Raw genomic sequence first — 22,337 nt, forward strand, 5'->3', positions numbered from 1 at the left:
AACCTGTGCTTTGCGTTTCCTTATAACCCTTTCACCGAGTGAAATCGACAATGTTAGAAGCAATTATTTTTGATATGGACGGCGTGATCGTCGATTCCGAATTTATTGATTTCGCCAATCAAACTGCGTTCATCGGCTCGTTTATCGACGATCCGCAAGAACGCGCCCGACTCGACACCTCTGTGTTAGTCGGTAAATCTTACCAAGACTTATACCAAACCATTGCCGAATTGATTAATCATCGGCTGACCTTAGCCGAAATCGAACAGCAACTGGGCGAATACAGCGCGCAAAGCGTGAAAAATTTATATTATCCCGACATTCTGCGTCACGATATTCGCCATATTTTGGATTTTGCCGCCAAAAACCAAATTAAAGTGGCAGTTGCCTCGTCCTCACGCCAACAACATATTGAACACGTTTTAAACGAATGCGGCATTCGACCGCACTTTGACTTGATTGTCAGCGGTGAACATTTTCCGCGCAGCAAGCCCGATCCGGCGATTTATAACCACACCGTTGCCACATTACAAGTAGATAAAAGCAAGGTGATTGTGATCGAAGATTCCCATTACGGTATCGCCGCCGCTAAAAGTGCGGGGCTGCGCGTGATCGCTTATGAAGAAACGCGCTTGCCGATTGATCAATCCAACGCCGACTACAGCGGCAAAGACATGAACGCCATTTTAACCATTATTCAAAACCTACATCAGCAATAAGGAGTAACGCATGCCCTTTCAAATTGGCGAACACGATTTTTTACTGCACGGCAAACCGTTTAAGATTATCTCCGGCGCGGTGCACTATTTTCGGATCGTACCGGAATATTGGTATCGCACGCTTTACAATTTGAAAGCCATGGGCTGCAATACTGTCGAAACCTACGTTGCATGGAATTTGCACCAACCGCAACCGAACCAATTCTATTTTGACGACAACGCCGATCTGGTCCGTTTTATTCAAACTGCGCAACAGCTTGATCTCTATGTGATTCTGCGTCCGTCGCCGTATATCTGCGCCGAATGGGAATTCGGCGGTTTGCCGGCTTGGTTGCTGAACATACCGAACTTGCGCCCGCGCAGCAACACCCCCGAATTTTTAATCCCGGTCAAAACCTATCTCGATCACCTGCTGCCACTGGTTACGCCGTATCAAATCACACACGGCGGCAATATCATTATGATGCAGATCGAAAACGAATACGGCTCGTTCGGCAACGATAAAGATTACCTACGCGCAATCAAACAGATCATGCTCGATAACGGTGTCGATGTGCCGCTGTTCACCTCAGACGGCGCGTGGCAAAACGCGCTGGAAGCCGGTGCGCTGATTGAAGACGGCATTCTGCCGACCGGCAATTTCGGCTCACGCAGCGATGAAAATTTAGACCAATTACAACTCTACTTCCGCCGCCACAACCGCACTTTTCCATTAATGTGTATGGAATTTTGGGACGGGTGGTTTAACCGTTGGAAAGAGCCGGTGATTACGCGCGACGCACAAGATCTTGCCGATTGCGCTAAAGCCCTGCTCGACCGTGCCAGTATCAACTTTTATATGTTGCAAGGCGGCACAAATTTCGGTTTTTGGAACGGCTGTTCTGCGCGCGGCGACACCGATTTGCCGCAAGTGACCTCCTACGACTACGACGCGCCGATCCGCGAATGGGGCGAGCCGTCACAAAAATTTTATCTGCTGCAACAAGTGCTGAAACAGTATCCCGATGCCAGCCCGATTTGTGAACCGCTGTTACCGCACTTTTGCCGTTATGCCGATCTGCCGCTGCAACAGGAAGTTTCGCTGTTTAGCACCTTAGACAAAATCAGTTGCCGCCACGACAGCCTCTACACGCAAAATATGGAGCAATTGGGGCATTATCACGGCTATATGCTCTACCGCACGTTTGCCGACAGCCATAGCGACGAGCTGAAACTGCGGATTTATCAAGCCCGTGATCGGGTACAGGTGTTCAACGATCAACAAAAAGTCGCCACCCAATATCAACATGAAATCGGCGCAGATATTATGCTGCAAACCCCGAATGATCGCTTCCAGTTGGATTTATTGGTGGAAAATATGGGACGGGTCAATTACGGCGGCAAAATGCTTGCGCCGACACAGTGTAAAGGGATCAGCGGCGGCGCAGTGTTGGATCTGCATTTTCACAGCAATTGGCAACAATACTACATTGATTTCAATAAGTTGCAGCAACTGGATTTCAGCGGTTCAGCCAACTCCGCCACGCCGTCATTTTATCAGTTCACCTTGACGATTGACGACGAACCGCAAGACAGCTTTATCGACACCCGCGAATTAGGCAAAGGGGTGATTATCGTCAATGGCAAAAATTTAGGGCGATACTGGTCGGAAGGCCCGACCTGCTATCTCTACCTGCCTGCGCCTTATCTGCGACAAGGCAAGAATGAGATTATCGTGTTTGAAACCGAAGGCGTACGCCCGACCGCACTTCGCTTTTCTGCCGAGCCTATTTACAAGCAATTAACCACAAAAAATCTATAACGAGGACAATTTTATGAACATTATTTTAATCAGCCACGGTGAATTTGCACAAGGTCTGTTAGGCACGGCCGAAATGATTTTAGGCAAAATCGACGGGGCGCAAACCGTTGCCTTATACCCACACGAAGGCAGTGAAGATTTTCAACAGAAATTCGAACAAGCACTCGCCAAGACGACATCGGGCGAAATTGTCGTGCTGTGCGACATTATGGGCGGCACACCTTGCAACATCGCCATGCGTTATTTAGATCGCATTTCGCTCTACAGCGGCATGAATTTACCGATGGTCATCAGCCTTGTCAGCGAAGAAAGCACCGACGAGTTACTCGACACCGCCAAAGCTCAAATTTACGACGTTGCCGCACAATTGAAGCAATTAGTGCAAGATGATGATGAATAAGCGATAAAAAAGCGACTTGAATAACTCAAGTTGCTCAAATGAGACAATGATGGGGGGAGATTATATATCCTCCCGTTTACAAAGTGCGGTTCGGGCGGATATACACCCGACCCTACTTTTCTATTAAAAATCAGCCGGTTAGCTTTTCCGCTTTCTTTTCCAACCGTCGCCGTTGAAAGAACGCGCTCAGTTTTGCGCTGCATTCTTGCTCCAATACACCGGCGGTAATTTCCAGAAAGTGGTTCATTTTGTAATCATCAAAAAAATGGAAACGTGAACCGACCGCGCCGGTTTTATAATCACGTGCACCGAACACCAAGCGCTTAATCCGGCTGTGCAAAATTGCCCCGGCGCACATGGTGCAGGGTTCAAGGGTGACATACAACGTGGTATTGAGTAAGCGGTAATTCCGTACCGCACTTGCCGCTTTGCGAATCGCTTCGATTTCGGCGTGCGCGGTCGGATCATGCTTTAGAATAGAAGCATTCCAACCTTCGGCGATAATCTGCCCGTTTTCGTCCACCAACACTGCGCCCACCGGAATTTCGCCCAGCGATTCGGCATAGTCCGCTAACGCCAATGCGCGCTGCATAAAATGTTGATCTTGTTCAAGTGCGGTCATGGTGATCTCAATGAAAAAACATCCCCGTTGTGGGGCTGACAGTTTATTAACAAAGATGTTTGATGATAAAGCAAAGTAGGGGCGGATTATATATCCGCCCGTTTACGAAGTGCGGTATAAGCATTTAATTAATAAAGGGAAAATGCGGAGTACAATTCGGGCGGATATATAATCCGCCCCTACTTTTACAATATCAATTGTGTATTTTAATCTTTGTCTGCGCTCAAGCAATCCCAAAGGGATTGCTTGATATAGAAATTATCCTTCTCTACGTCCGCTACGGCGTGGTTTGCGCTCAAAACCCGGTTTGCCGCTGCGATCATTACGCTCGGAGAAACGGTCGCCGCGTCCTGAACGGAAATCAGAACGTCCGCCCTCGCGGAATCCGCCTTCACGGCGGCTATCACGCCCACGTCCGAAACCGCCTTTGCGTTCGCCTCGCCCGCCGAAACCACCGTCGCCTTTCACTTCTTCCACAAAACGCATTTGCATCGGTTTGTTTAACACGCGGGTTTTACCGAAGTGTTGCAATAATTCTTTCGGCATATCTTTCGGCAGTTCGATGGTCGAATAATCGTCATGCAGTTTGATGTGCCCGATATAACGGCTGTCAATGTCGCCCTCGTTGGCGATTGCACCGACGATATGCTTCACTTCCACGCCGTCGGCACGACCGACTTCGATACGGTATAAATCCATCGGCATCTGCTCGCGCGCCGGACGGGAACGTTCGTCGCGACGATCGCCGAAACGGTCATCGCGATCACGTCCACGGCGATCCGCTGAGCGCGAATTTTCTTGGCGTTCACGGCGCGGTTTGATTGGCGCGTCCGGAGGCAAAATCAATTTTTGTTTGCCCTGCAGCAACATCATCATCGCCGCGGCCAAATCTTCATGATCCTGATCGGCTGTGAACATATCTTCCAATAGGTTACGGTATTTTTCCAAATCATGGTGTTCCAACTGGGCGGAAATTTTTTGTTTAAATTTCTCACGGCGACAGGCTTCCAACGTTTTATGATTCGGCAGATCCACTTCGTCGATCTGTTTTTTGATCAAACGTTCTACGTTGCGCAACAAGTGTCTTTCACGCCCTTCGACAAACAACAATGCACGCCCGGCACGCCCGGCACGCCCGGTACGGCCGATACGGTGTACATAAGATTCCGCATCTAACGGAATATCGTAGTTCACCACCAAGCTGATTCGCTCCACGTCCAAACCGCGTGCGGCAACATCGGTCGCAATCAGAATATCCAAGCGGTTGTTACGCAAGCGATCCAAAGTTTGTTCACGCAGTTGCTGGGTCATGTCGCCGTTCAACGCCGCCGCACTGTGCCCGTGTTTTTCTAATAATTCGGCTAAATCCAAGGTCGCGGTTTTGGTGCGCACGAAAATAATCGCTGCGTCAAAATCCTCCACTTCCAAGAAACGCAGCAAGGCTTCGTTTTTGCGCACGCCGTTGACATACCAGCAGCTTTGGGTGATATCCGGCAGCGTTTGTTGCGTTGCCTGAATCTTCACTTCTTGCGGATCTTGCATAAAGCGACGGGTAATGCGACGAATCGGCTCCGGCATGGTCGCGGAGAAAAGTGCGGTTTGGTGCTGTTCCGGCAATTTGCTCATCACCTCTTCCACATCGTCGATAAAGCCCATGCGCAACATTTCGTCGGCTTCGTCCAGCACCATAAAACGCAGTTCGGATAAGTTTAATGTGCCGCGGCGGATATGATCCAAAATCCGTCCCGGCGTACCGACCACCACTTGCGAGCCTTTACGCAAGGCACGCAATTGAATGTCATAGCGTTGTCCGCCGTACAGCGTAACAATGTTCAAACCTTTGATGTTTTTGCTGAATTGTTCACAGGCATCGGCAACCTGAATCGCCAATTCACGGGTCGGCGCCATCACCAGCATTTGCGGCGTGCGCACGTCGGCGTCGATCTGTGCCAATAACGGCAAGGAGAACGCAGCGGTTTTGCCGCTGCCGGTTTGCGCCATACCCAGCACATCACGGCCGTTTAGCAAGTGCGGTATGCAAATTTGCTGAATCGGGGACGGATTGACGAATCCCATAGCGGTGACAGCGGAAATAAGCGATTCAGGCAAACCTAAATCATTAAATGTTAAAGTTGTTTCAGTCATATTTTACTCAATAGTAGACAGCGGACGCGCCGCCGATAAAATAATAAAAATTGTTGCGTGATAGAATAATGCCTAGTGCGGCGTGATTGTGGCGCAAATGCGAAGTGCGGTTTGCAACGCGGTTGCAAGCCGTATGACTGGCGCGAAAGCCAGGCAATCCCAATCAAGACCGTTTAACTTAGTTCGTATCAGGTACAACCGTGAGTGTTTCACTCTCATTCAAGCGTAAACGCGAGAGTTCAAACAAGGCAAAACGATACTCAACAAAGTTAAATACTTGATTGGCAAGAGCCAATTTAAACAAAGCGGTTGCTTCGTCAACCTTCCCCAGATTGAGTTGTTGTTTTGCTAAATAAAAATAGGTTTCTGTTAAAATTTCAGCATATTGAGGCGAATACGGCACGGCAAAACTGTCAATTTTTTGCTGTAAATCATCATACGACAATTCGCCCAAATAGTAGTGCACAATATTGGTTCCCCAAAATTCATTGGATAACCCTTTGGCCCGTTGCGCCAAATTTTGTCTTGCTTCGTGCGGTTTATATTTCAATTCATTCAAATACAGCCACAAAGTGCGGTATGGATCACTCGGATCCGCTTGATAAAACGTCAAAAAATCCCGTTCGGCCAACCCATGACGACCGACATAATAGAAATTCAACCCCCGATTCAAATAAGCATATTCGTAGTTGCCGTCCAAATGCAATACGGCATTGAACGCATCTAGCGAACCGTCGTAATCGCCATCCAACAGCAAATACAAGCCTAAATAATTATAAATCGGCGCTAATTTCGGTTGAAGCATTAAGGCTTGGGTGAAATCATAACGGGCTAATCCCCAGAGGCCCAAACTGTCATACAATACACCACGCTCAAAGTGTAAAGCTGCCCGTTCGTCTTTATCCAAATTTCCGACCAGTAACACCTGCCCCAGCCGCGCAATCATCACTTCCTGATCAAAATGCAGCAACGGATTTTGCTCGGCAAGGGTCACATTCTTGTCGGAAACCAATGGAATAGTCGGGCGCATAGAACATGCAGCGGCAACAAGTAAACACGTCAACACACAAAACGATTTTGTGTAATGAACGAATTTTCCGGCCATTTTCATTATCATATGCCCCCAAATAAAATCGTCAGGCTGCCTAGGAGATGAACCATAGATAGACAGCCGAAAATTTTATGACGAGTTGAATTACTCGTCGTCACCTTGCCCAACAGCGACTTGTACCTCGTCTTGTGCCGCAATATCGCGCATGGTCAAACGGATACGGCCTTGACGATCGATTTCCACCACTTTTACTGCGACTTCTTGTCCGACTTGCAAATAATCGGTTACTTTTTCAACCCGCTCTTCGGCGATTTGAGAAATATGTACCAACCCTTCTTTATTGCCAACGATAGCAACAAATGCGCCAAAGTCTGCAATACGGGTGACTTTACCGCTATAAACACGGTTCACTTCCACATCCGCTACGATGTCGTCAATCCGTGCCATAACGGCTTTCGCCGCCAAATTATCGGTAGCCGCGATTTTTACCGTACCGTCGTCCGCAATATCAATCGAAGTGCCGGTTTCTTCGGTCAGGGCACGAATCACCGCACCGCCTTTACCGATCACATCTTTGATTTTCTTCGGATCAATCTTCATGGTGTGGATACGCGGGGCGAAATCGGAAATATCACCGCGCGGCGCAGAAATCGCCTGTTCCATCACGCCTAAAATGTGCATTCTCGCACCTTTGGCTTGGTTCAAGGCAATTTGCATGATTTCTGCCGTAATGCCTTCGATTTTGATATCCATTTGCAGCGCGGTTACACCTTGTTTGGTACCGGCGACTTTGAAATCCATATCGCCCAAGTGATCTTCATCACCCAAAATATCGGACAACACCACGAATTTATCGTCGGATTTCACCAAGCCCATCGCGATCCCGGCAACGGCTGATTTGATCGGCACGCCTGCGTCCATTAACGCCAACGAAGCGCCGCACACCGACGCCATGGAAGACGAACCGTTTGATTCGGTGATTTCAGACACCACACGCACTACGTACGGGAATTCTTCGATGGTCGGCATTACCGCCATCACGCCGCGTTTCGCCAAGCGACCATGACCGATTTCACGGCGTTTCGGCGAGCCGATCATGCCGGTTTCACCGACGGAATACGGCGGGAAATTATAGTGGAACAGGAAGTGATCAGTGCGTTCGCCGGTGATATCGTCGATGATTTGCGCGTCACGTTCCGTGCCTAAAGTGGCAACCGCCAAGGCTTGGGTTTCGCCACGGGTGAAGATCGCCGAACCGTGAGTACGCGGCAACACGCCGGTGCAAATATCCAACGCACGCACGGTATCTACGTTACGTCCGTCGATACGCGGCTCGCCGGCTAAAATGCGGCTGCGCACCACATCGCTTTCCAATGCGCCTAAAATATCGGCAATCGTATTTTCGGTGATTTTTTCATCTTGGTTGTTTGCCAACACCGCTGCGGTCACTTCCGCTTTAATCACATCGACTTGTGCATAGCGCGCTTGTTTTTCGGTGATACGGTAGGCTTCGCCCAAACGGCTTTCGGCTAACGCTTTGACTTGTGCCACAAGTGCGGTATTCACCGCCGGCGCTTGCCAATCCCAACGCGGCTTGCCTGCTTCGGCAACGAATTGTTTGATGTTTTCCACCACCACTTGCTGTTGTTGATGACCGAACACCACGGCGGCCAACATTTGCTCTTCGGTTAAAATATCCGCTTCGGATTCGACCATTAATACCGCTTTATCGGTACCGGCAACCACTAAATCCAAACGACTGTGTTTTTGTTCCGCCATCGTCGGGTTCAACACGAATTGATCGTTGATAAAGCCAACGCGCGCCGCGCCGATTGGACCATTGAACGGCACACCGGACAACGAAAGTGCGGCGGAAGCCCCGATCATCGCCACGATATCCGGGCTGATTTGCGGATTAACCGATACCACGGTCGCCACGATTTGAATTTCGTTGTAAAAGCCTTCCGGGAACAACGGGCGAATCGGACGGTCAATCAAACGCGCGATTAAGGTTTCGCCTTCGGACGGGCGGCCTTCACGACGGAAAAATCCGCCCGGAATGCGACCTGCCGCATAAGTCCGCTCTTGATAGTTTACGGTTAACGGGAAGAAATCCTGCCCTTCTTTGACGTCTTTTTTCGCCACCACGGTAACCAAAACCGAAGTATCGTCCATGCTCGCCATCACTGCGGCAGTTGCCTGACGCGCCATCGCGCCGGTTTCTAAAGTTACGGTATGCTGACCGTATTTAAATTGTTTAACAATTGGAGTCACGAGATTTTCCTTTTAAAAATCAATAAGTAAATTTGAACTTATCTCTTTATTGCGACTAGCAAAAATAATCTGCAATCGAGGTGGGAATAAAATGGGGATAAAAAATGGTTTTCATATAACTTGAATAGATCATTTTTGATAGCCGCACGCTGACAAAGAGTATAAGCGGTGCCATTATACCGATATTTTCCGTAAAAATGCTAATAATTTCTTAAATTCCACCTATCTAGGCAAAATAACCGCATTCTTATCAAGGAATTTTACGGATCAAAAAGCGATAAATGCAAAAATTTCGCCATCGCCAAAATCACCGCTTGCACGTACACGCTTTCGCGGCTGGCGTTGCCGTTGGTCAGCAGGCTCATCGCGCCGCCTTTTTGTTTGATGTTTTCGGTTTGGAACAGCTGATCCATCACCGTGCCTAATTCCATTTCCGGATTGAGTCGATTGTACACACAATCGGGAATCGGCAATTCGGCACTGCGCCCGACTGCAAACCGCACTTTGTCGCTGATGACGACATAGGCACAGGTCGCCGCGCCGTAATCAAAGCGCTCGATTCCGGCTTCAATCGCCAGATAAAAATCCGCGTTTGGCAACTGTTGCTGACAGAATCGCACCCGATTGAACGCACCTTGTTTGGTTTCCGTCATGCTCATCGGCTGTTCCGCCACGCCCGATTGCGACGGCATAGCCTTAAAATGCAAAGTGCGATCAGGAAACAATTTGCTGAATGCGGTTTTGACTGCATTGACTTTAACCGGATTGACCGAGGCGATGACGATTTGCATGGCTCTCCCGTTTAAGCGGTTTTATGCGGGGTGAAGCGCGCTTTCAGCGGCATACGCTCCGCAATTCGTGCTCGATTTAAGCGCAGGGCGTTGTCGCTTGGCTGGTAATCGAGCCATAAGTGCGGTTCGCTTGGCAAATCCTCGGCCCAACGATTGGTGACATTAAAGCCGCGCGCCAAGCATTCTTGGTGCAAAGCGTGATAGCGTTTGTGCAGAAAAGCGAGCTTGTTCATAAAAAATTTAACGTGTCCTGTGCCTAATTTATAATCCTCGGGCTGCCCGGTCAAATTGTATTTGCCTTTGGCGATCGCATTCGGAATGCGGGTCAACTCGCGGTGTTCCGCCAGCAAATGTTGATCGCACAACTCGCCGACCGGCACGACATTAATACGGGTCATCATCGCTCTCCTTATTGATACAAAGTGCGGTTTGGCGTTCCACTTCGGCTTTTAAACCGCCGTAGCCATGTTCGGTTTTAATGATTTGAAACAGTTGCGCCGCTTGCGGATATTCCTTTTCCAAATAACGCAGCCATTGTTTAATCCGCGCCACATGGTAAAAACCGCTGTCCGCCGGATTGTCGAGATTAACGTATTGTTGTAGCAGTTGCAACACCTGCGCCCACGCCAGCTTGTCATGCTTGAACTTCACCACCCGGCTGAGATTGGGAATGTTCAGCGCGCCGCGCCCGATCATCAAGCTATCGCAGCCGGTCGCCGCCAAGCAGGCTTGCCCGTCTTGCCAGTTCCAAACTTCCCCGTTGGCGATCACCGGAATCTGCAAGCGCTGACGGATTTCGCCGATTTTCCGCCAGTTAATCCGCTCGGCACGGTAACCGTCGCTTTTGGTGCGCCCGTGAATAGTGATTTCATCTGCGCCGCCCTGCTGTACTGCGTCGGCAATTTCAAACGCCGCCGAATCGCTGTCCCAGCCCAACCGCACTTTGACACTGACGGTGTACGATTTATCCAACGCTTGCCGAATCGCTTTGGTGGCTTGATAAATCAGTTCCGGCTGTTTCAATAAGGAAGCGCCGCCTTGGCTGTTATTCACGGTTTTTGACGGACAACCGCAATTCAAATCAACCCCGTGCGACCCCAGTTCAACCGCTCTTTGCGCATTTTCCGCCAACCACTCGGGGAACTGCCCCAACAACTGCACCCGCACCGGTGTACCGGCGCGGGTATAACCGCCGTGTTGCAATTCAGGGCACAACCGATAAAACGCTTTTTTCGGCAACAGTTGATCGACCACGCGCACAAATTCCGACAAGCAGAGATCGTAATCATTCACTTGGGTCAGCAAATGGCGCAAAAACGGATCGAGCACGCCCTGCATCGGGGCTAGAATGACGCGCATTAGACCGTTTTATCCGTGCGCAACAAGTAGAACAGCGCAAGTGCGGTCAGCGCGCCCAACGTGTCGGCAAGCATATCTTTTTGCGCGTCCCACACATCCCCCTGAGAGCCGAGAAAAGCAATGCCCTCGTCGCCACCGGCGATCACCGAATATTGCCATTCGATCAATTCGTAGGCGGCTGCAACGCTCATAATAAAAAATAGCGCAAAGAAACCGGCTAAAATCGGTCCGCATAACTTACGACGCAACAGCCATTCTGCCATCGGGAAGCTATAAAAACCGATGATAAAATGCGCCACGCGATCAAAATGGTTGCGATCTTCGCCGAACCAACCACTCAGCAAGCGGCTGCCCCATTCGAACGGCACAAGTTCAAAGGTGTAATGTGCGCCGATTAAATGCAAAATCAGCCACAAGCTCATTAAAAAATACGCGATATTGCTGAATTGAAAACGTGAATAAGTCATGACTAACGCCGTAAATACCACAAAAACCGGCGCGACTTCCGCGTACCACACCGCTCTTGAAAAGGGGGCGATTCCAGACCAAACGGCTATTAGCGCGACAATTAAGGCTAACACAACCGGAAATGCACTACGCTGCGGCATCATTATTTCCAGCCTTTCGCCTTGCAGATCATGTCATATGCCGCTTGGATTTTCTGAGCTTTCTCTTTTGCCATTTCCATCATTTCCGGCGGCAAGCCTTTGGCGACCAGTTTATCGGGGTGGTATTCGTTCATCAATTTGCGGTAAGCGCGTTTGACGGTGGTTTGATCATCGTTTGCCGTTACGCCGATCACCTGATACGCCGCGTCTAAGCTTGCGCCTGACGAAGTGCGGTAAGATTGCTGTCCGCCTTGATAGCCGCTTTGCTGCCGATAGCCGTCCTGTTGCTGAAAGCCGCCGTTGGCAAATTGTTGCGAGGCGTAAATCATTGCCATCATCTGTTCAAACTGCATTTGCGACAAGCCCAGTTCTTGCGCAATCACAAACAACAGCTCTTTTTCACTGTCATGCAAGTGGTTATCGGCAAGTGCGGTCTGAATTTGAATATCCAAAAACATGCGCAACAGATCAGGACGGCGCCCACAGCCAACCCGAAACTCGCGAATGACCTGACGAATCGGAAAATCCGCCTGTTTGCCTTGATTGAACGCGTCTTGCGCCATGCGCCGCGCTTCAGTATCAAGATTCAAACGGTTCATTAAGCTTTGCGCCAGTTGAATATCGTCTTCCGTCACCCGCCCTTTCGATTTGCTTAAATGCCCCATCACGGCAAAGGTGGTTTTCAAAAACAGTTGCTGGCGAGTCAAGGTACGCCCGAACGAGCTGGAGCTGACGCTGCCCATTTCGTAGATTTTTTTATCCGCAAAATGCCCTAACACCGCCCCAAAAAGCGCGCCAAAAAAGCCACCGTAGCGGTAGCCTAAAATAAAGCCGATAATTTTTCCGATAAAATTCATGTTTTTCCTATTCACAAACACATGCACAAATAAAATGCCGTCATTTTACCTGAATCGGCGGGGCTTAGAAACAAGGAAGTTTGCGATCAAGATTCCAGACTTCTGTCCGTGTAGTATTGATTAAATTGCTGCTGAATTAAACTGCATAGCACTTGATTTAATTAATTAATGGGGGTACATTAATTTGGCAGGGATTGAATATGATCAATTGAAACGCCAGAAAACTCTGCTAGAGCGTGGGCTTGATTTCGCTCACGCAGAGCAGGTTTTTCACGGTACACATTTTACGGCGGAAGATTCCCGTCAAAACTATGGGGAAATACGCTATATCACCATCGGCACACTCGCTGAACGGCTCGTGGTGATCGTTTGGACTTGGCGTGATAAGAATCGCCGTATTATTTCAATGAGGAAAGCCAATGAAAGAGAACAACAACGTTTTACATCCTACTTGGATTGATCCTGATGATGCGCCAGAGCTCGGCGATGATTTTTTCCAAAGTGCAGATTTATATCAAGGGGAAAACCTGATCAAACGTGGGCGACCACGGCTAGATAATCCGAAGCAGGCTATTAAATTGCGCTTAGACAGCGATATTTTAGCCGCATTCAAAGCCACTGGAAAAGGCTGGCAAACGCGGATTAATGCGGTGTTGCGTCAAAATATGCCGATATAATACGATACTCAAATTTCCCCTGACATTTACGTCAGGGGGTAAATACGATTACAGTGACGCTCAAGATTTATTGTCTTTCGCTTCGCTCAATGCTAACCTAGCTTAAACCGCACTTTACTGTTGATCACCGATCAACACCGATTCCAACGCCACTTCAATCATTTCATTGAAGGTTAATTGGCGTTCTTCGGCGCTGGTTTGTTCGTGGGTGCGGATATGGTCGGAGACGGTGCAGATAGTCAACGCTTTGGCGCCGAATTCGGCGGCGACACCGTAGATCCCTGCAGCTTCCATTTCCACGCCTAAAATGCCGTATTTTTCCATATAATCAAACATTTCCACATCCGGGGTATAGAACAGATCGGCAGAGAACAAATTACCGACCTGCACTTTCACGCCTTTTTGCTTTGCCGCTTCCACCGCCGCCGCGACCATTGAATAATCGGCAATCGCGGCGAAATCGTTGTCTTTGAAGCGGATACGGTTGACTTTGGAATCGGTGCATGCCCCCAAGCCGATTACCACATCGCGAATTTTCACGTCATGGCGCACTGCGCCGCATGAGCCGACGCGAATAATTTTTTTCACGCCGTATTCGGTGATCAGTTCTTTGGCATAAATCGAGCAAGACGGAATCCCCATGCCGTGCCCCATAATCGAAATTTTACGTCCTTTGTAAGTGCCGGTATAACCCAACATATTACGTACATTGGTCACTTCTTGAGGGTTTTCCAAAAAGGTTTCGGCGATGTATTTTGCCCGCAGCGGATCGCCCGGCATAAGAACAACGTCGGCAAATGCGCCGTCAACGGCATTGATATGTGGTGTAGCCATAATAATATCCTCTTTAATCAATCGTTATTTTTGAAAGTTAATCATTGTTGTGCCGTAATCCATCGGCGATGTGCCGAAATAGCCGGCAATGGTTTGTCCGATGTCGGCAAAGGTTTCGCGTTTGCCCAAGAAACCCTTCGGTACTTCACTGCCGTACATCAACACCGGGATGTGTTCGCGGGTGTGATCGGTGCCGCTCCAAGTCGGATCACAGCCGTGATCGGCGGTGATAATCAATAGATCGCCTTCTTGCACCAACGCCAACACTTCCGGCAAGCGCGAATCGAAGTATTCCAATGCCTGTGCATAACCGGCGACATCACGGCGGTGTCCGTAATCAGAATCAAAATTGACGAAATTCGGGAACACGATAGTGTTATCGCCAGCGGCTTTGATTTGTTCGATAGTGCGGTCGTAAATCTCTTCCAAGCCGGTGGCTTTCACTTTTTCGGTAATGCCGGTGTGAGCGTAAATATCCGCGATTTTGCCGATAGACACCACGTCACCTTGTTTTTCCTCAACCAATTTTTGTAATACGGTCGCAGACGGCGGCAATACCGAATAATCATGGCGGTTGCCGGTACGTTTGAACTCGCCCGCTTTTGCGCCGATAAACGGACGGGCGATCACACGTCCGATATTATAGCCTTCCAATTCTTCACGCACGATATGACACAGTTCATATAATTTTTCTAAGCCGTAGGTTTCCTCATGGCAGGCAATTTGAAACACGGAATCGGCCGAGGTGTAGAAAATCGGTTTGCCGGTTTTCATGTGCTCTTCCCCTAATTCATCCAACACCACCGTCCCCGACGAATGGCAGTTGCCTAAATAGCCCGGAATACCGCTCTTCGCCACAATTCGATCAAGTAATTCTTGCGGAAAGCTGTTTTGATGATCTTTAAAATAGCCCCAATCAAACAGCACCGGTACTCCGGCGATTTCCCAATGCCCTGACGGCGTATCTTTGCCTGAAGAAATCTCTTTTGCGAAGGCATACCCGCCGATAATCTCTGCGTTCGCATCCATGCCTGCCGGCACACGGCCTGTCGATTCTTTTGCAGCCATTGCCAAGCCCAATTTGGTTAAATTCGGCAATTTCAACGCACCGCTGCGGTGTTCGTTGTCGGCTTTGCCGGCGGCGCATTGCTCCGCGATATGCCCTAATGTATCCGAGCCGACATCACCGAATTTATCCGCGTCTGCTGCGGCACCGATACCAAAAGAGTCCATCATTAAAATAAAGGTTCTTTTCATCTTCTTTTCCTTCTTCTCTTGTTTTTAGTATTGACTTGTAGAGTTAGACTGGTTTTCCCCGCCTAAAGTTCCTAATAAATCATTTAATAAACCCGAAGCGCCAAAACGGAAATGAGCGGGATTAAGCCGGTCGCCGCCTAAAATGCGGGCGGCCAATTGCAAATATTGCTGTGCATCTTGTGCAGTGCGTACACCGCCCGCCGCTTTAAAGCCGACTCGATCTTGCACGTTTAAATCGGCAATGGCTTGCAACATGAGTTCTGCCGATTCCAAAGTGGCGTTGACTTGCACTTTGCCGGTTGAGGTTTTGATAAAATCCGCACCGGCTCGAATCGCAATTTCAGAGGCTTTGCGAATAAGCGCCGCAGTTTGTAATTCGCCGCTTTCGATAATCACTTTCAACAACACGTTGTTGTCCGCACAGATTTTTTTACACGCACTGACCAGTTCAAAACCGCACTTTTCATCACCTTTGATCAAAGTGCGGTAGGGAAACACCACATCCACTTCATCTGCGCCGTAAGCAATTGCCGCTTTGGTTTCGGCAACCGCAATGTCAAGATCATCATTACCGTGCGGAAAATTGGTGACCGTAGCAATTTTGACTTGTGCCAAGCCCAACTGCCGCAAGGTTTTACGCGCAATCGGAACAAAGCGCGGGTAAACGCAAACCGCCGCCGGCGAACCGAATTTGGTTTTCGCCTGACGGCATAATGCGATGATCGCCTCGTCGGTATCGTTGTCGTTTAAACTGGTCAGATCCATCAGGCTCAACGCCAGTTTTGCCGTTTTTTTAATGTCGTTCAATTGTGTCATAGTGACTCCTGCAAAGATGACCGGGGCTAAAACCGCCCTGTCATCGAATGACAAACACCACGCCAAGCGTGGTGTTCCGTATTAAAACCAATAGTGCGGTAGTTAGACGACTAATGCCGCACCGGTTAAACCGATGAACAAACCGGCAATTGCGGCGCTCATTAAGTTAGATAGCGAACCGGCAATCACCGCTTTAATCCCCAAACGCGCCACGTCGGAGCGACGGTTTGGCGCCATTGTTCCCAAACCACCGATTAAAATGGCAATCGAGCTGAAGTTGGCGAAACCACACAACGCAAAAGTAATAATTGCTTTGGTTTTCTCATTCAACACCACCGGGGCATCCGCACCAAGATATTTAACAAAATCAAGGTAAGCGACGAACTCATTAATCACTAATTTTTGCCCAATCATTGAACCGGCGACTTGCGCTTCACTCCACGGCACACCAATTACATAAGCCAACGGTTGGAAAATCCAACCTAAAATCATCTGCAAGGTTAATGGATGATTCGGATCCGTGAAGCCAATCCACTCGCCAACGCCGCCTAAAATACCGTTAAGTAATGCGATTAATGCCACAAATGCCAACAACATCGCCCCCACATTCATCGCTAATTGCATCCCGGAAGAAGCGCCGCTTGCCGCCGCATCCAATACGTTAGCCGGTTTTTCTTCTAAGCCATCATGATCAATGTCATCATGCGGCTTTTCGGTTTGTGGAAATAAAATTTTGGCAAATAATAAACCGCCCGGTGCCGCCATAAACGAAGCGGCAATCAAATATGGCAACGGCACGCCCATTTGCGCATAGCCGATCATCACCGCTCCGGCAACCGACGCCAAGCCGCCGCACATAATTGCAAACAGTTCGGATTCGGTCATTTTGGCGATATACGGTTTCACCACTAATGGGGCTTCGGTTTGCCCGACGAAAATATTTGCCGCCGCCGACATGGATTCGGTTTTCGACGTTTTCAACACCACTTGCAAGAAACCACCGATAATTTTAATCACCCATTGCATAACGCCAATGTAATATAAAACGGAGATTAACGAGGCGAAGAAAATGATTGCCGGCAACACGCGCAAGGCAAACACGAAACCGCCGCCGCCGAATACTTCAAACATTTTGTCGCTGACCAAACCGCCGAATAAAAAGCCAATTCCGTCATTGCCGTAATTAATGACTTTTTGAACACCTTGTGCCGCCGCCAACAGCGCATCACGTCCGGCCGGCACATAAAGAATCAGTGCGCCAATCCCGATTTGAATCGCCAATGCGCCCAACACGGTACGATAGTTAATTGCTTTTTTATTATTCGAAAGCAAAAATGCAATTGCCAGTAATACAACTATACCGACGATACTGAGTAGTGAATCCATAATCAACCTCTGTATTAAAAACTAAAAAAAATAGTTAAATTTTCACTATAAAAAACAACAGCCCGCTCTTTAAAAGTAACGGCTTCAAATTTTTAAGATTGCAACTATACCCCTTTTTTAAAAAAAGTCTGAAAATAATTTTCATAATGAGATCTAAATCAACTATATTGGAGCCTTTCCAAACTATTCGTACAAAAAACATACTTCACATGTTCAATAAATTGCTACCGTTTTTTCTATACCCAAGGCTTTTACGTACGCTGTCATATGATTCATCTCATCGGCCGTTGGCATTAAACGTTCGATAGCTGACGGATCCCGGCTTCCTTTCGCATGAACCCGTATCAGTTTAAACAAGACCTCCGGGTAGGGCTTCAGTAACGCAGCGACTCGCGCCAATAATTCATATAGATCAAAATAGCCCTTAATCAGTACCACTCTCACCTCCTCGACTTTGCCCAACCGCAGTAAACGAACAAGATTATTAAGGTTGCGTTCTCTATTTTCCGGTTTGATTCGCACGGTTAAATCTGCTTGTTGCGACACAAGCCCCGCGCGGTTTTTGCGATCCAAACACAACGTTTGTAATCCGGCGCCGATTCCTTTGACATCGAACAGAAATTTATCCGTTACCGCAATCAACTCTTGTGTCATGTCAAAATCAAAAAAGCCACTGGAATCTAAATAACAACTCAAGCCGAGTTCATGCACCGCATGAAAAAACGGCACTAGTTTGCGATGATGAATGGTCGGTTCGCCTCCGGAAACCGTGACACCGCGAATAAACGGCATGCTCGACCGCACTTGCCGATATAAATAATCTAAACTCACCAAACTGCTGTCTGCGCTGTATCTGGCGATGGTTTCAGGATTATGGCAGTACAGACAATTGAGTTTACAGCCCTGTAAAAAAATACTGATCCGATTTCCCGAACCTTCGACATTGGAAAACGGAATAATCCGCTGCAACGGCACAAAAATTTGCCCAAGTGCGGTCTGATCGGGCGCAGAACCGCACTTTATTGTTTTATCCGGCTGCATTCACATCGCCTTGATCACGCAATTGTCGGTCAAAGACCTGCGCACAGTCATCCGTGCCCGAACCGAACCAGGTGGTATCTCGCAGCACCGCCTCCCCTTTGCGGAAGCGTTCAACTTCGCTTTTTTTCACTAAATAACCCGTCACACGAATCAGATCCGTATTTTTCAAATAGGTGGTGATATAGCGATAATTCAAGGCAAATGCGCCATCAATAATATCAACTACCGCATCAAGGTGATCGAGGTAGGTTTGATCGAATGCAAACAGATCCCCTGTTCCTGACGGGAAATAACGGTGGAAAGGTGCGGATTGCTTCAAGTGCGCCAATAAGGTTGGCTCTTGCCCCACTTTAATGCGGTGTGCCGGGGTGTTGCGCTTATCTTCTTCGTGGTTGCTAGCGCCCACTTGCGCGTGCAGCAAATAATGTCCGTCGGTGCGTTCCGCATAAAGCCCTCGATGTTGTCCATTGACTTCGCTCAGACAATCCATAATCGCGGTTGCAATGACGTCTCCTCTCTCGCTCTGCCCGAAGGTTTCGTTCAGCCCTTCTTGTTGCAACAGGTGATTCACCGCATCCGCCAAGCCGACAATCGCAAACATGCCGGTGAAATTGGTGCGTTGGATAAACCCTTCCTTCACCAAGAAGCTGGATTTAAAAAAGCCGCTTTTTTCCACTAAAAACTGATGGCGTTTGTCCATGATGGATAGCGCTAAGTTGGCGACCTTCGGCAGTAAACCCTGAACAAATTCCGCAACCGTCCGGCAAGTGCGGGCGATTGTACCGAGGCGTAAACGCGTTAATGTGTATGCGCCGCCGCACTCCGGCAAGGCGTTATAACAACTGGCAATGCCATATTGTTCGCCTAAATCCCGAATATAGTACACATCATTGGCAAACGACGGTTTTGACACCAATAAACAGGCTTTTGCCGCCAATTCGGCAAATTCGCGTGAGGTTTTGCGTTTATCGTAGCGGATACTCATATTCGGCGTAGTGTTTTCCAGCTCAATCACGGCCTGTAAAATCAAACGCCCGGCTGTCGTTTCATAAGGCCCGATGTTGGCATGGCAAAAAGAGTCCGGTACGGTTTTATCGATATGATTTAAAAAGCGTTTAATTTTAATATAATCTTCCGTTTCATTCGTCATAAACGGCTCGAGCAGGCTGTCCAAACGCCCGATATACACCGGAAACGTGGTAATAGACGGCACATGGGAATATAGAATCAGTAACCCGTCTAACACCTCATCCAGTGTCTTGGGAATAGGTAAGGCTAAGAATTGGCAGCCTTGTTTAAGATAAACCGAATAATCCGGCAAAATATAGCGAGGACGATAAATCGCATAACCTTCGTTTAAGTCGCAGATCATTTGGTTTTCAAGATAATGCCACTCTTCTTCGCTATAACCTAAAAGCTCACGCGGATCAATTAAGCGCTCGGCAATATTTGCCAGACTCATTAATTTTTGCTGATAAGTTAAATTGACCGCAGTTACCGTATTTAAAATATCTTGTGTTGTCGCCAGCATATAAATTTCCCCTATTTGAATCTATGTTAATGATAACGCAGGCCGCCGCCGTCATAACGGACGGCAACCTGATAAGGTTCTGATATACAAAGGTGTTATAACGCAACGTTATGATAATCAACGGCAATCTGAGCAGCCAATTTGGCATTATGAAACACTAATTGAATATTCGAATTCAAACTCTCGCCGCCGGTCAGTTCCGCCACCCGCGCCAGCAAAAACGGCGTGCTGTCTTTGCCGACAACCCCTTGCTCAAGTGATTCCCTTACGGCTTGATCAATAGCGGTATTAATCTCCTCTTCCGGCATTGCGAAAGCCTCCGGAATCGGATTGGCTATCACCACACCGCCATTCAACCCCGCCGCCCATTTAGCGTCTAGCGCTTTTGCGATTGCTTCTGCCGAATCTAAACGGATACTGACATTATACTGGCTTGTCCTTGAATAAAATGCCGGTAATTTATCTGTTTGATAACCGATTAACGGCACTCCGAATGTTTCCAAATATTCCGTTGTCATTCCCAGATCCAGAATCGACTTTGCACCTGCACAGATAACCGCCACATTGGTTCGAGCCAATTCTTGCAAATCTGCCGAAATATCAAAGGTGCGTTCCGCTCCCCGATGAACGCCGCCAATCCCTCCGGTCGCAAACATTTTAATACCGGCTAACGCCGCAACAATCATCGTTCCGGCGACAGTTGTTGCGCCGTTTTGCTCAGCAGCAATAACAAACGGCAAATCCCGACGGCTGACTTTTGCCACGGCGTGCCCTTCTTTACCAAGCAGTTCGATTTCATCACGCGATAATCCTGCTTTTAACCGCCCTTTAATAACGGCTATCGTCGCAGGGACAGCGCCGTTTTCACGAATAACGTTTTCTACTTCAAGTGCGGTTTCGACATTTTGTGGATAAGGCATGCCGTGTGAAATAATGGTAGACTCCAATGCCACCACCGGTACCTTGTTTTCCAACGCGGTTGCCACTTCTGGCGCAATATCAAGATATTTATTCATAATTGAACCTCTAAGAGTTTTTTAACGCTATCATCCGATAGGTTCGGATTGTTAGTAAATTCGGAAGACAATGCCATTGCAGAACAGCCCTGCGCGTAACGTACACTTTCCTGTAATGTCATATTTTCCAACCAGCAACATGCCAATCCCGCCATCATTGCATCACCGGCGCCGGTCACATTGACCGTGTTCACTTTCAATGGGGCCGACCAACCGTCTATTCCCGATTGCTCGCTAAAATAAACCCCCTCGGCGCCCATGCTCAATACCAAGCGAATCACGCCCTGTTCATGAAACCATTCCGCTACTTTTGCCACATCATCACGATGTTTTATCGCTATACCGCTCAGGGTTTCCGCTTCCAAACGATTCGGCTTCAACGTATGAACATGGGAGAGCCAATGTCGGATTTTTATCGCCTTAAAGGTCGAAACCGGATCAACAAAAATGGGAATATCCCCACAGTTGCTGAAGATCCATGCCAGTGTTTTTTCCATTAAATTACAATCCAGGACTATCACATCGGCATGCTGGATAAAATCCAGGCGTGAAGATAATAAAGCGGGGGTTAAATGCGTTAAAATGTCCATATCATTAATCGCCACCACCATTTCGCCATTTTTATCCAACAGCGATAAATAAGTGGATGTGGTTTCGTTATGCAACTTATAACAGCGATCGACATGCGCGCCCGCCTGCTTCGTTCGCTCCAATACCGTCTCCCCATATAAATCATCACCAACGACTGAAATGAGATGAGATTCTTTCCCCAGCATAGCAATATTCTGTGCGATATTACGCCCGACTCCCCCGGGAGTGCATTTTATTTTGCCTAAATTAGAATCAGCGAAAACAATATTATTGAGTGGATAACCGGCAATATCCATATTCGTTCCGCCAATCGTCACGACTCGCTGTTGCGGTGAAAGAATATAGCCTTTTCCTCTGATTTGCCCTTTGCGCATTAGGTTCATTATATAGCCGGCAACACTCGAACGGCTTAATCCTAAAATATCCGCAAGTTGTTGTTGAGGCATTAACGGATCTTTTCGTAACAGTTCTAAAATTTGTTGCTCGCGATGCATAATCAACACCTGTTTGTTTTTCAACTTATGTTTAAATTCTGAACGTTACCCAAGAAAAATAAAGTGA

The 22,337-nt window shown here is 48.2% G+C and carries 22 protein-coding genes; 5 read left to right on the forward strand and 17 right to left on the reverse strand.

Annotation, left to right across the window (positions count from 1 at the left end; genetic code table 11):
• Window positions 1-50: 50 nt before the first annotated feature.
• Genes ACWA50_RS00500 through ACWA50_RS00510 form a run of 3 tightly spaced genes read left to right on the forward strand, consistent with a single transcriptional unit; the run spans window position 51 to window position 2,920 of the window.
• Window positions 51-719, forward strand: coding sequence for an HAD family hydrolase (locus ACWA50_RS00500; protein ID WP_431053345.1), 669 nt, complete (start codon window positions 51-53; stop codon window positions 717-719).
• A 10-nt stretch (window positions 720-729) separates the two neighbouring features.
• A complete protein-coding gene (locus tag ACWA50_RS00505; RefSeq protein WP_431053347.1) occupies window positions 730-2,520 on the forward strand; it encodes a glycoside hydrolase family 35 protein in 1,791 nt (596 codons plus the stop codon).
• A 13-nt stretch (window positions 2,521-2,533) separates the two neighbouring features.
• Window positions 2,534-2,920 (forward strand): PTS sugar transporter subunit IIA, encoded by a 387-nt coding sequence (locus tag ACWA50_RS00510; protein WP_431053349.1) that lies wholly within the window; start codon window positions 2,534-2,536, stop codon window positions 2,918-2,920.
• A 130-nt stretch (window positions 2,921-3,050) separates the two neighbouring features.
• On the opposite strand, the gene tadA is transcribed toward ACWA50_RS00510, so the two are convergent.
• The 9 genes from tadA to djlA form a co-directional block, all read right to left on the reverse strand.
• A complete protein-coding gene (gene tadA, locus ACWA50_RS00515) occupies window positions 3,051-3,542 on the reverse strand; it encodes a tRNA adenosine(34) deaminase TadA (protein ID WP_431053351.1) in 492 nt (163 codons plus the stop codon).
• Between the two features lie 258 nt (window positions 3,543-3,800).
• A complete protein-coding gene (locus tag ACWA50_RS00520) occupies window positions 3,801-5,687 on the reverse strand; it encodes a DEAD/DEAH box helicase (RefSeq protein WP_431053353.1) in 1,887 nt (628 codons plus the stop codon).
• Between the two features lie 178 nt (window positions 5,688-5,865).
• Window positions 5,866-6,798, reverse strand: a complete 933-nt coding sequence (gene nlpI, locus ACWA50_RS00525; protein ID WP_431053355.1) for a lipoprotein NlpI — start codon at window positions 6,796-6,798, stop codon at window positions 5,866-5,868.
• 84 nt (window positions 6,799-6,882) lie between these two features.
• The gene (gene pnp / locus ACWA50_RS00530; protein WP_431053357.1) at window positions 6,883-9,012 is read right to left on the reverse strand and encodes a polyribonucleotide nucleotidyltransferase; all 2,130 of its coding nucleotides are present in this window, start codon (window positions 9,010-9,012) and stop codon (window positions 6,883-6,885) included.
• 260 nt (window positions 9,013-9,272) lie between these two features.
• On the reverse strand, window positions 9,273-9,803 hold the full coding sequence (yjjX, locus tag ACWA50_RS00535) for an inosine/xanthosine triphosphatase (RefSeq protein WP_449343109.1): 531 nt from the start codon (window positions 9,801-9,803) through the stop codon (window positions 9,273-9,275).
• Window positions 9,804-9,814: 11 nt separating this feature from the next.
• Entirely contained in the window at window positions 9,815-10,201 is a 387-nt protein-coding gene (locus tag ACWA50_RS00540) for a pyrimidine dimer DNA glycosylase/endonuclease V (protein WP_431054257.1), read from the reverse strand.
• Complete coding sequence (gene dusC / locus ACWA50_RS00545; protein ID WP_431053361.1) at window positions 10,188-11,162, reverse strand: tRNA dihydrouridine(16) synthase DusC; 975 nt, start codon at window positions 11,160-11,162, stop codon at window positions 10,188-10,190. Before dusC ends, ACWA50_RS00540 begins: the two co-directional genes overlap by 14 nt.
• Window positions 11,162-11,770, reverse strand: coding sequence for a DUF2238 domain-containing protein (locus tag ACWA50_RS00550; protein WP_431054258.1), 609 nt, complete (start codon window positions 11,768-11,770; stop codon window positions 11,162-11,164). Before ACWA50_RS00550 ends, dusC begins: the two co-directional genes overlap by 1 nt.
• A gap of 2 nt (window positions 11,771-11,772) precedes the next feature.
• The gene (gene djlA, locus ACWA50_RS00555; protein ID WP_431053363.1) at window positions 11,773-12,627 is read right to left on the reverse strand and encodes a co-chaperone DjlA; all 855 of its coding nucleotides are present in this window, start codon (window positions 12,625-12,627) and stop codon (window positions 11,773-11,775) included.
• Between the two features lie 184 nt (window positions 12,628-12,811).
• Here djlA and ACWA50_RS00560 point away from each other — a divergent pair, with 184 nt between their 5' ends.
• Both ACWA50_RS00560 and ACWA50_RS00565 read left to right on the forward strand, forming a co-directional pair.
• On the forward strand, window positions 12,812-13,087 hold the full coding sequence (locus ACWA50_RS00560) for a BrnT family toxin (RefSeq protein WP_431053365.1): 276 nt from the start codon (window positions 12,812-12,814) through the stop codon (window positions 13,085-13,087).
• Entirely contained in the window at window positions 13,047-13,304 is a 258-nt protein-coding gene (locus ACWA50_RS00565) for a BrnA antitoxin family protein (RefSeq protein ID WP_431053367.1), read from the forward strand. Before ACWA50_RS00560 ends, ACWA50_RS00565 begins: the two co-directional genes overlap by 41 nt.
• Before the next feature lie 114 nt (window positions 13,305-13,418).
• Here ACWA50_RS00565 and deoD read toward each other — a convergent pair whose 3' ends face one another.
• From deoD to ACWA50_RS00605, 8 genes are all read right to left on the reverse strand, one after another.
• Window positions 13,419-14,138 (reverse strand): purine-nucleoside phosphorylase, encoded by a 720-nt coding sequence (deoD, locus tag ACWA50_RS00570; protein ID WP_084255205.1) that lies wholly within the window; start codon window positions 14,136-14,138, stop codon window positions 13,419-13,421.
• A 24-nt stretch (window positions 14,139-14,162) separates the two neighbouring features.
• On the reverse strand, window positions 14,163-15,395 hold the full coding sequence (gene deoB, locus ACWA50_RS00575) for a phosphopentomutase (protein WP_431053369.1): 1,233 nt from the start codon (window positions 15,393-15,395) through the stop codon (window positions 14,163-14,165).
• 24 nt (window positions 15,396-15,419) lie between these two features.
• Window positions 15,420-16,211, reverse strand: coding sequence for a deoxyribose-phosphate aldolase (gene deoC, locus ACWA50_RS00580; protein WP_431053371.1), 792 nt, complete (start codon window positions 16,209-16,211; stop codon window positions 15,420-15,422).
• Window positions 16,212-16,313: 102 nt separating this feature from the next.
• Complete coding sequence (locus ACWA50_RS00585) at window positions 16,314-17,597, reverse strand: NupC/NupG family nucleoside CNT transporter (RefSeq protein ID WP_431053373.1); 1,284 nt, start codon at window positions 17,595-17,597, stop codon at window positions 16,314-16,316.
• Between the two features lie 213 nt (window positions 17,598-17,810).
• A complete protein-coding gene (locus ACWA50_RS00590; RefSeq protein ID WP_431053375.1) occupies window positions 17,811-18,638 on the reverse strand; it encodes a 4Fe-4S cluster-binding domain-containing protein in 828 nt (275 codons plus the stop codon).
• Window positions 18,625-20,169 carry a YjjI family glycine radical enzyme gene (locus ACWA50_RS00595; RefSeq protein WP_431053377.1) on the reverse strand — a complete coding sequence of 515 codons (1,545 nt, stop codon included), beginning with the start codon at window positions 20,167-20,169 and terminating at the stop codon, window positions 18,625-18,627. The genes ACWA50_RS00590 and ACWA50_RS00595 overlap by 14 nt, the downstream gene beginning before the upstream one ends.
• 95 nt (window positions 20,170-20,264) lie before the next feature.
• Complete coding sequence (locus tag ACWA50_RS00600; protein WP_431053379.1) at window positions 20,265-21,185, reverse strand: pseudouridine-5'-phosphate glycosidase; 921 nt, start codon at window positions 21,183-21,185, stop codon at window positions 20,265-20,267.
• Window positions 21,182-22,270: a PfkB family carbohydrate kinase gene (locus ACWA50_RS00605; RefSeq protein ID WP_431053380.1), complete on the reverse strand. Its 1,089-nt coding sequence runs from the start codon at window positions 22,268-22,270 to the stop codon at window positions 21,182-21,184. The genes ACWA50_RS00600 and ACWA50_RS00605 overlap by 4 nt, the downstream gene beginning before the upstream one ends.
• Window positions 22,271-22,337 lie beyond the last annotated feature (67 nt).

The sequence above is a fragment of the Testudinibacter sp. P17/SS/0325 genome (assembly GCF_053570765.1).

Coding starts and splice junctions, on each gene's coding strand:
- ACWA50_RS00540 (WP_431054257.1), bottom strand. CDS start 10,201: ATGACCCGTATTAATGTCGTGCCGGTCGGCGAGTTGTGCGATCAACAT.
- ACWA50_RS00505 (WP_431053347.1), top strand. CDS start 730: ATGCCCTTTCAAATTGGCGAACACGATTTTTTACTGCACGGCAAACCG.
- deoB (WP_431053369.1), bottom strand. CDS start 15,395: ATGAAAAGAACCTTTATTTTAATGATGGACTCTTTTGGTATCGGTGCC.
- deoC (WP_431053371.1), bottom strand. CDS start 16,211: ATGACACAATTGAACGACATTAAAAAAACGGCAAAACTGGCGTTGAGC.
- ACWA50_RS00500 (WP_431053345.1), top strand. CDS start 51: ATGTTAGAAGCAATTATTTTTGATATGGACGGCGTGATCGTCGATTCC.
- nlpI (WP_431053355.1), bottom strand. CDS start 6,798: ATGAAAATGGCCGGAAAATTCGTTCATTACACAAAATCGTTTTGTGTG.
- ACWA50_RS00585 (WP_431053373.1), bottom strand. CDS start 17,597: ATGGATTCACTACTCAGTATCGTCGGTATAGTTGTATTACTGGCAATT.
- djlA (WP_431053363.1), bottom strand. CDS start 12,627: ATGAATTTTATCGGAAAAATTATCGGCTTTATTTTAGGCTACCGCTAC.
- deoD (WP_084255205.1), bottom strand. CDS start 14,138: ATGGCTACACCACATATCAATGCCGTTGACGGCGCATTTGCCGACGTT.
- tadA (WP_431053351.1), bottom strand. CDS start 3,542: ATGACCGCACTTGAACAAGATCAACATTTTATGCAGCGCGCATTGGCG.
- ACWA50_RS00595 (WP_431053377.1), bottom strand. CDS start 20,169: ATGCTGGCGACAACACAAGATATTTTAAATACGGTAACTGCGGTCAAT.
- ACWA50_RS00565 (WP_431053367.1), top strand. CDS start 13,047: ATGAAAGAGAACAACAACGTTTTACATCCTACTTGGATTGATCCTGAT.
- dusC (WP_431053361.1), bottom strand. CDS start 11,162: ATGCGCGTCATTCTAGCCCCGATGCAGGGCGTGCTCGATCCGTTTTTG.
- yjjX (WP_449343109.1), bottom strand. CDS start 9,803: ATGCAAATCGTCATCGCCTCGGTCAATCCGGTTAAAGTCAATGCAGTC.
- ACWA50_RS00520 (WP_431053353.1), bottom strand. CDS start 5,687: ATGACTGAAACAACTTTAACATTTAATGATTTAGGTTTGCCTGAATCG.
- ACWA50_RS00600 (WP_431053379.1), bottom strand. CDS start 21,185: ATGAATAAATATCTTGATATTGCGCCAGAAGTGGCAACCGCGTTGGAA.
- ACWA50_RS00605 (WP_431053380.1), bottom strand. CDS start 22,270: ATGCATCGCGAGCAACAAATTTTAGAACTGTTACGAAAAGATCCGTTA.
- ACWA50_RS00590 (WP_431053375.1), bottom strand. CDS start 18,638: ATGCAGCCGGATAAAACAATAAAGTGCGGTTCTGCGCCCGATCAGACC.
- ACWA50_RS00550 (WP_431054258.1), bottom strand. CDS start 11,770: ATGCCGCAGCGTAGTGCATTTCCGGTTGTGTTAGCCTTAATTGTCGCG.
- ACWA50_RS00510 (WP_431053349.1), top strand. CDS start 2,534: ATGAACATTATTTTAATCAGCCACGGTGAATTTGCACAAGGTCTGTTA.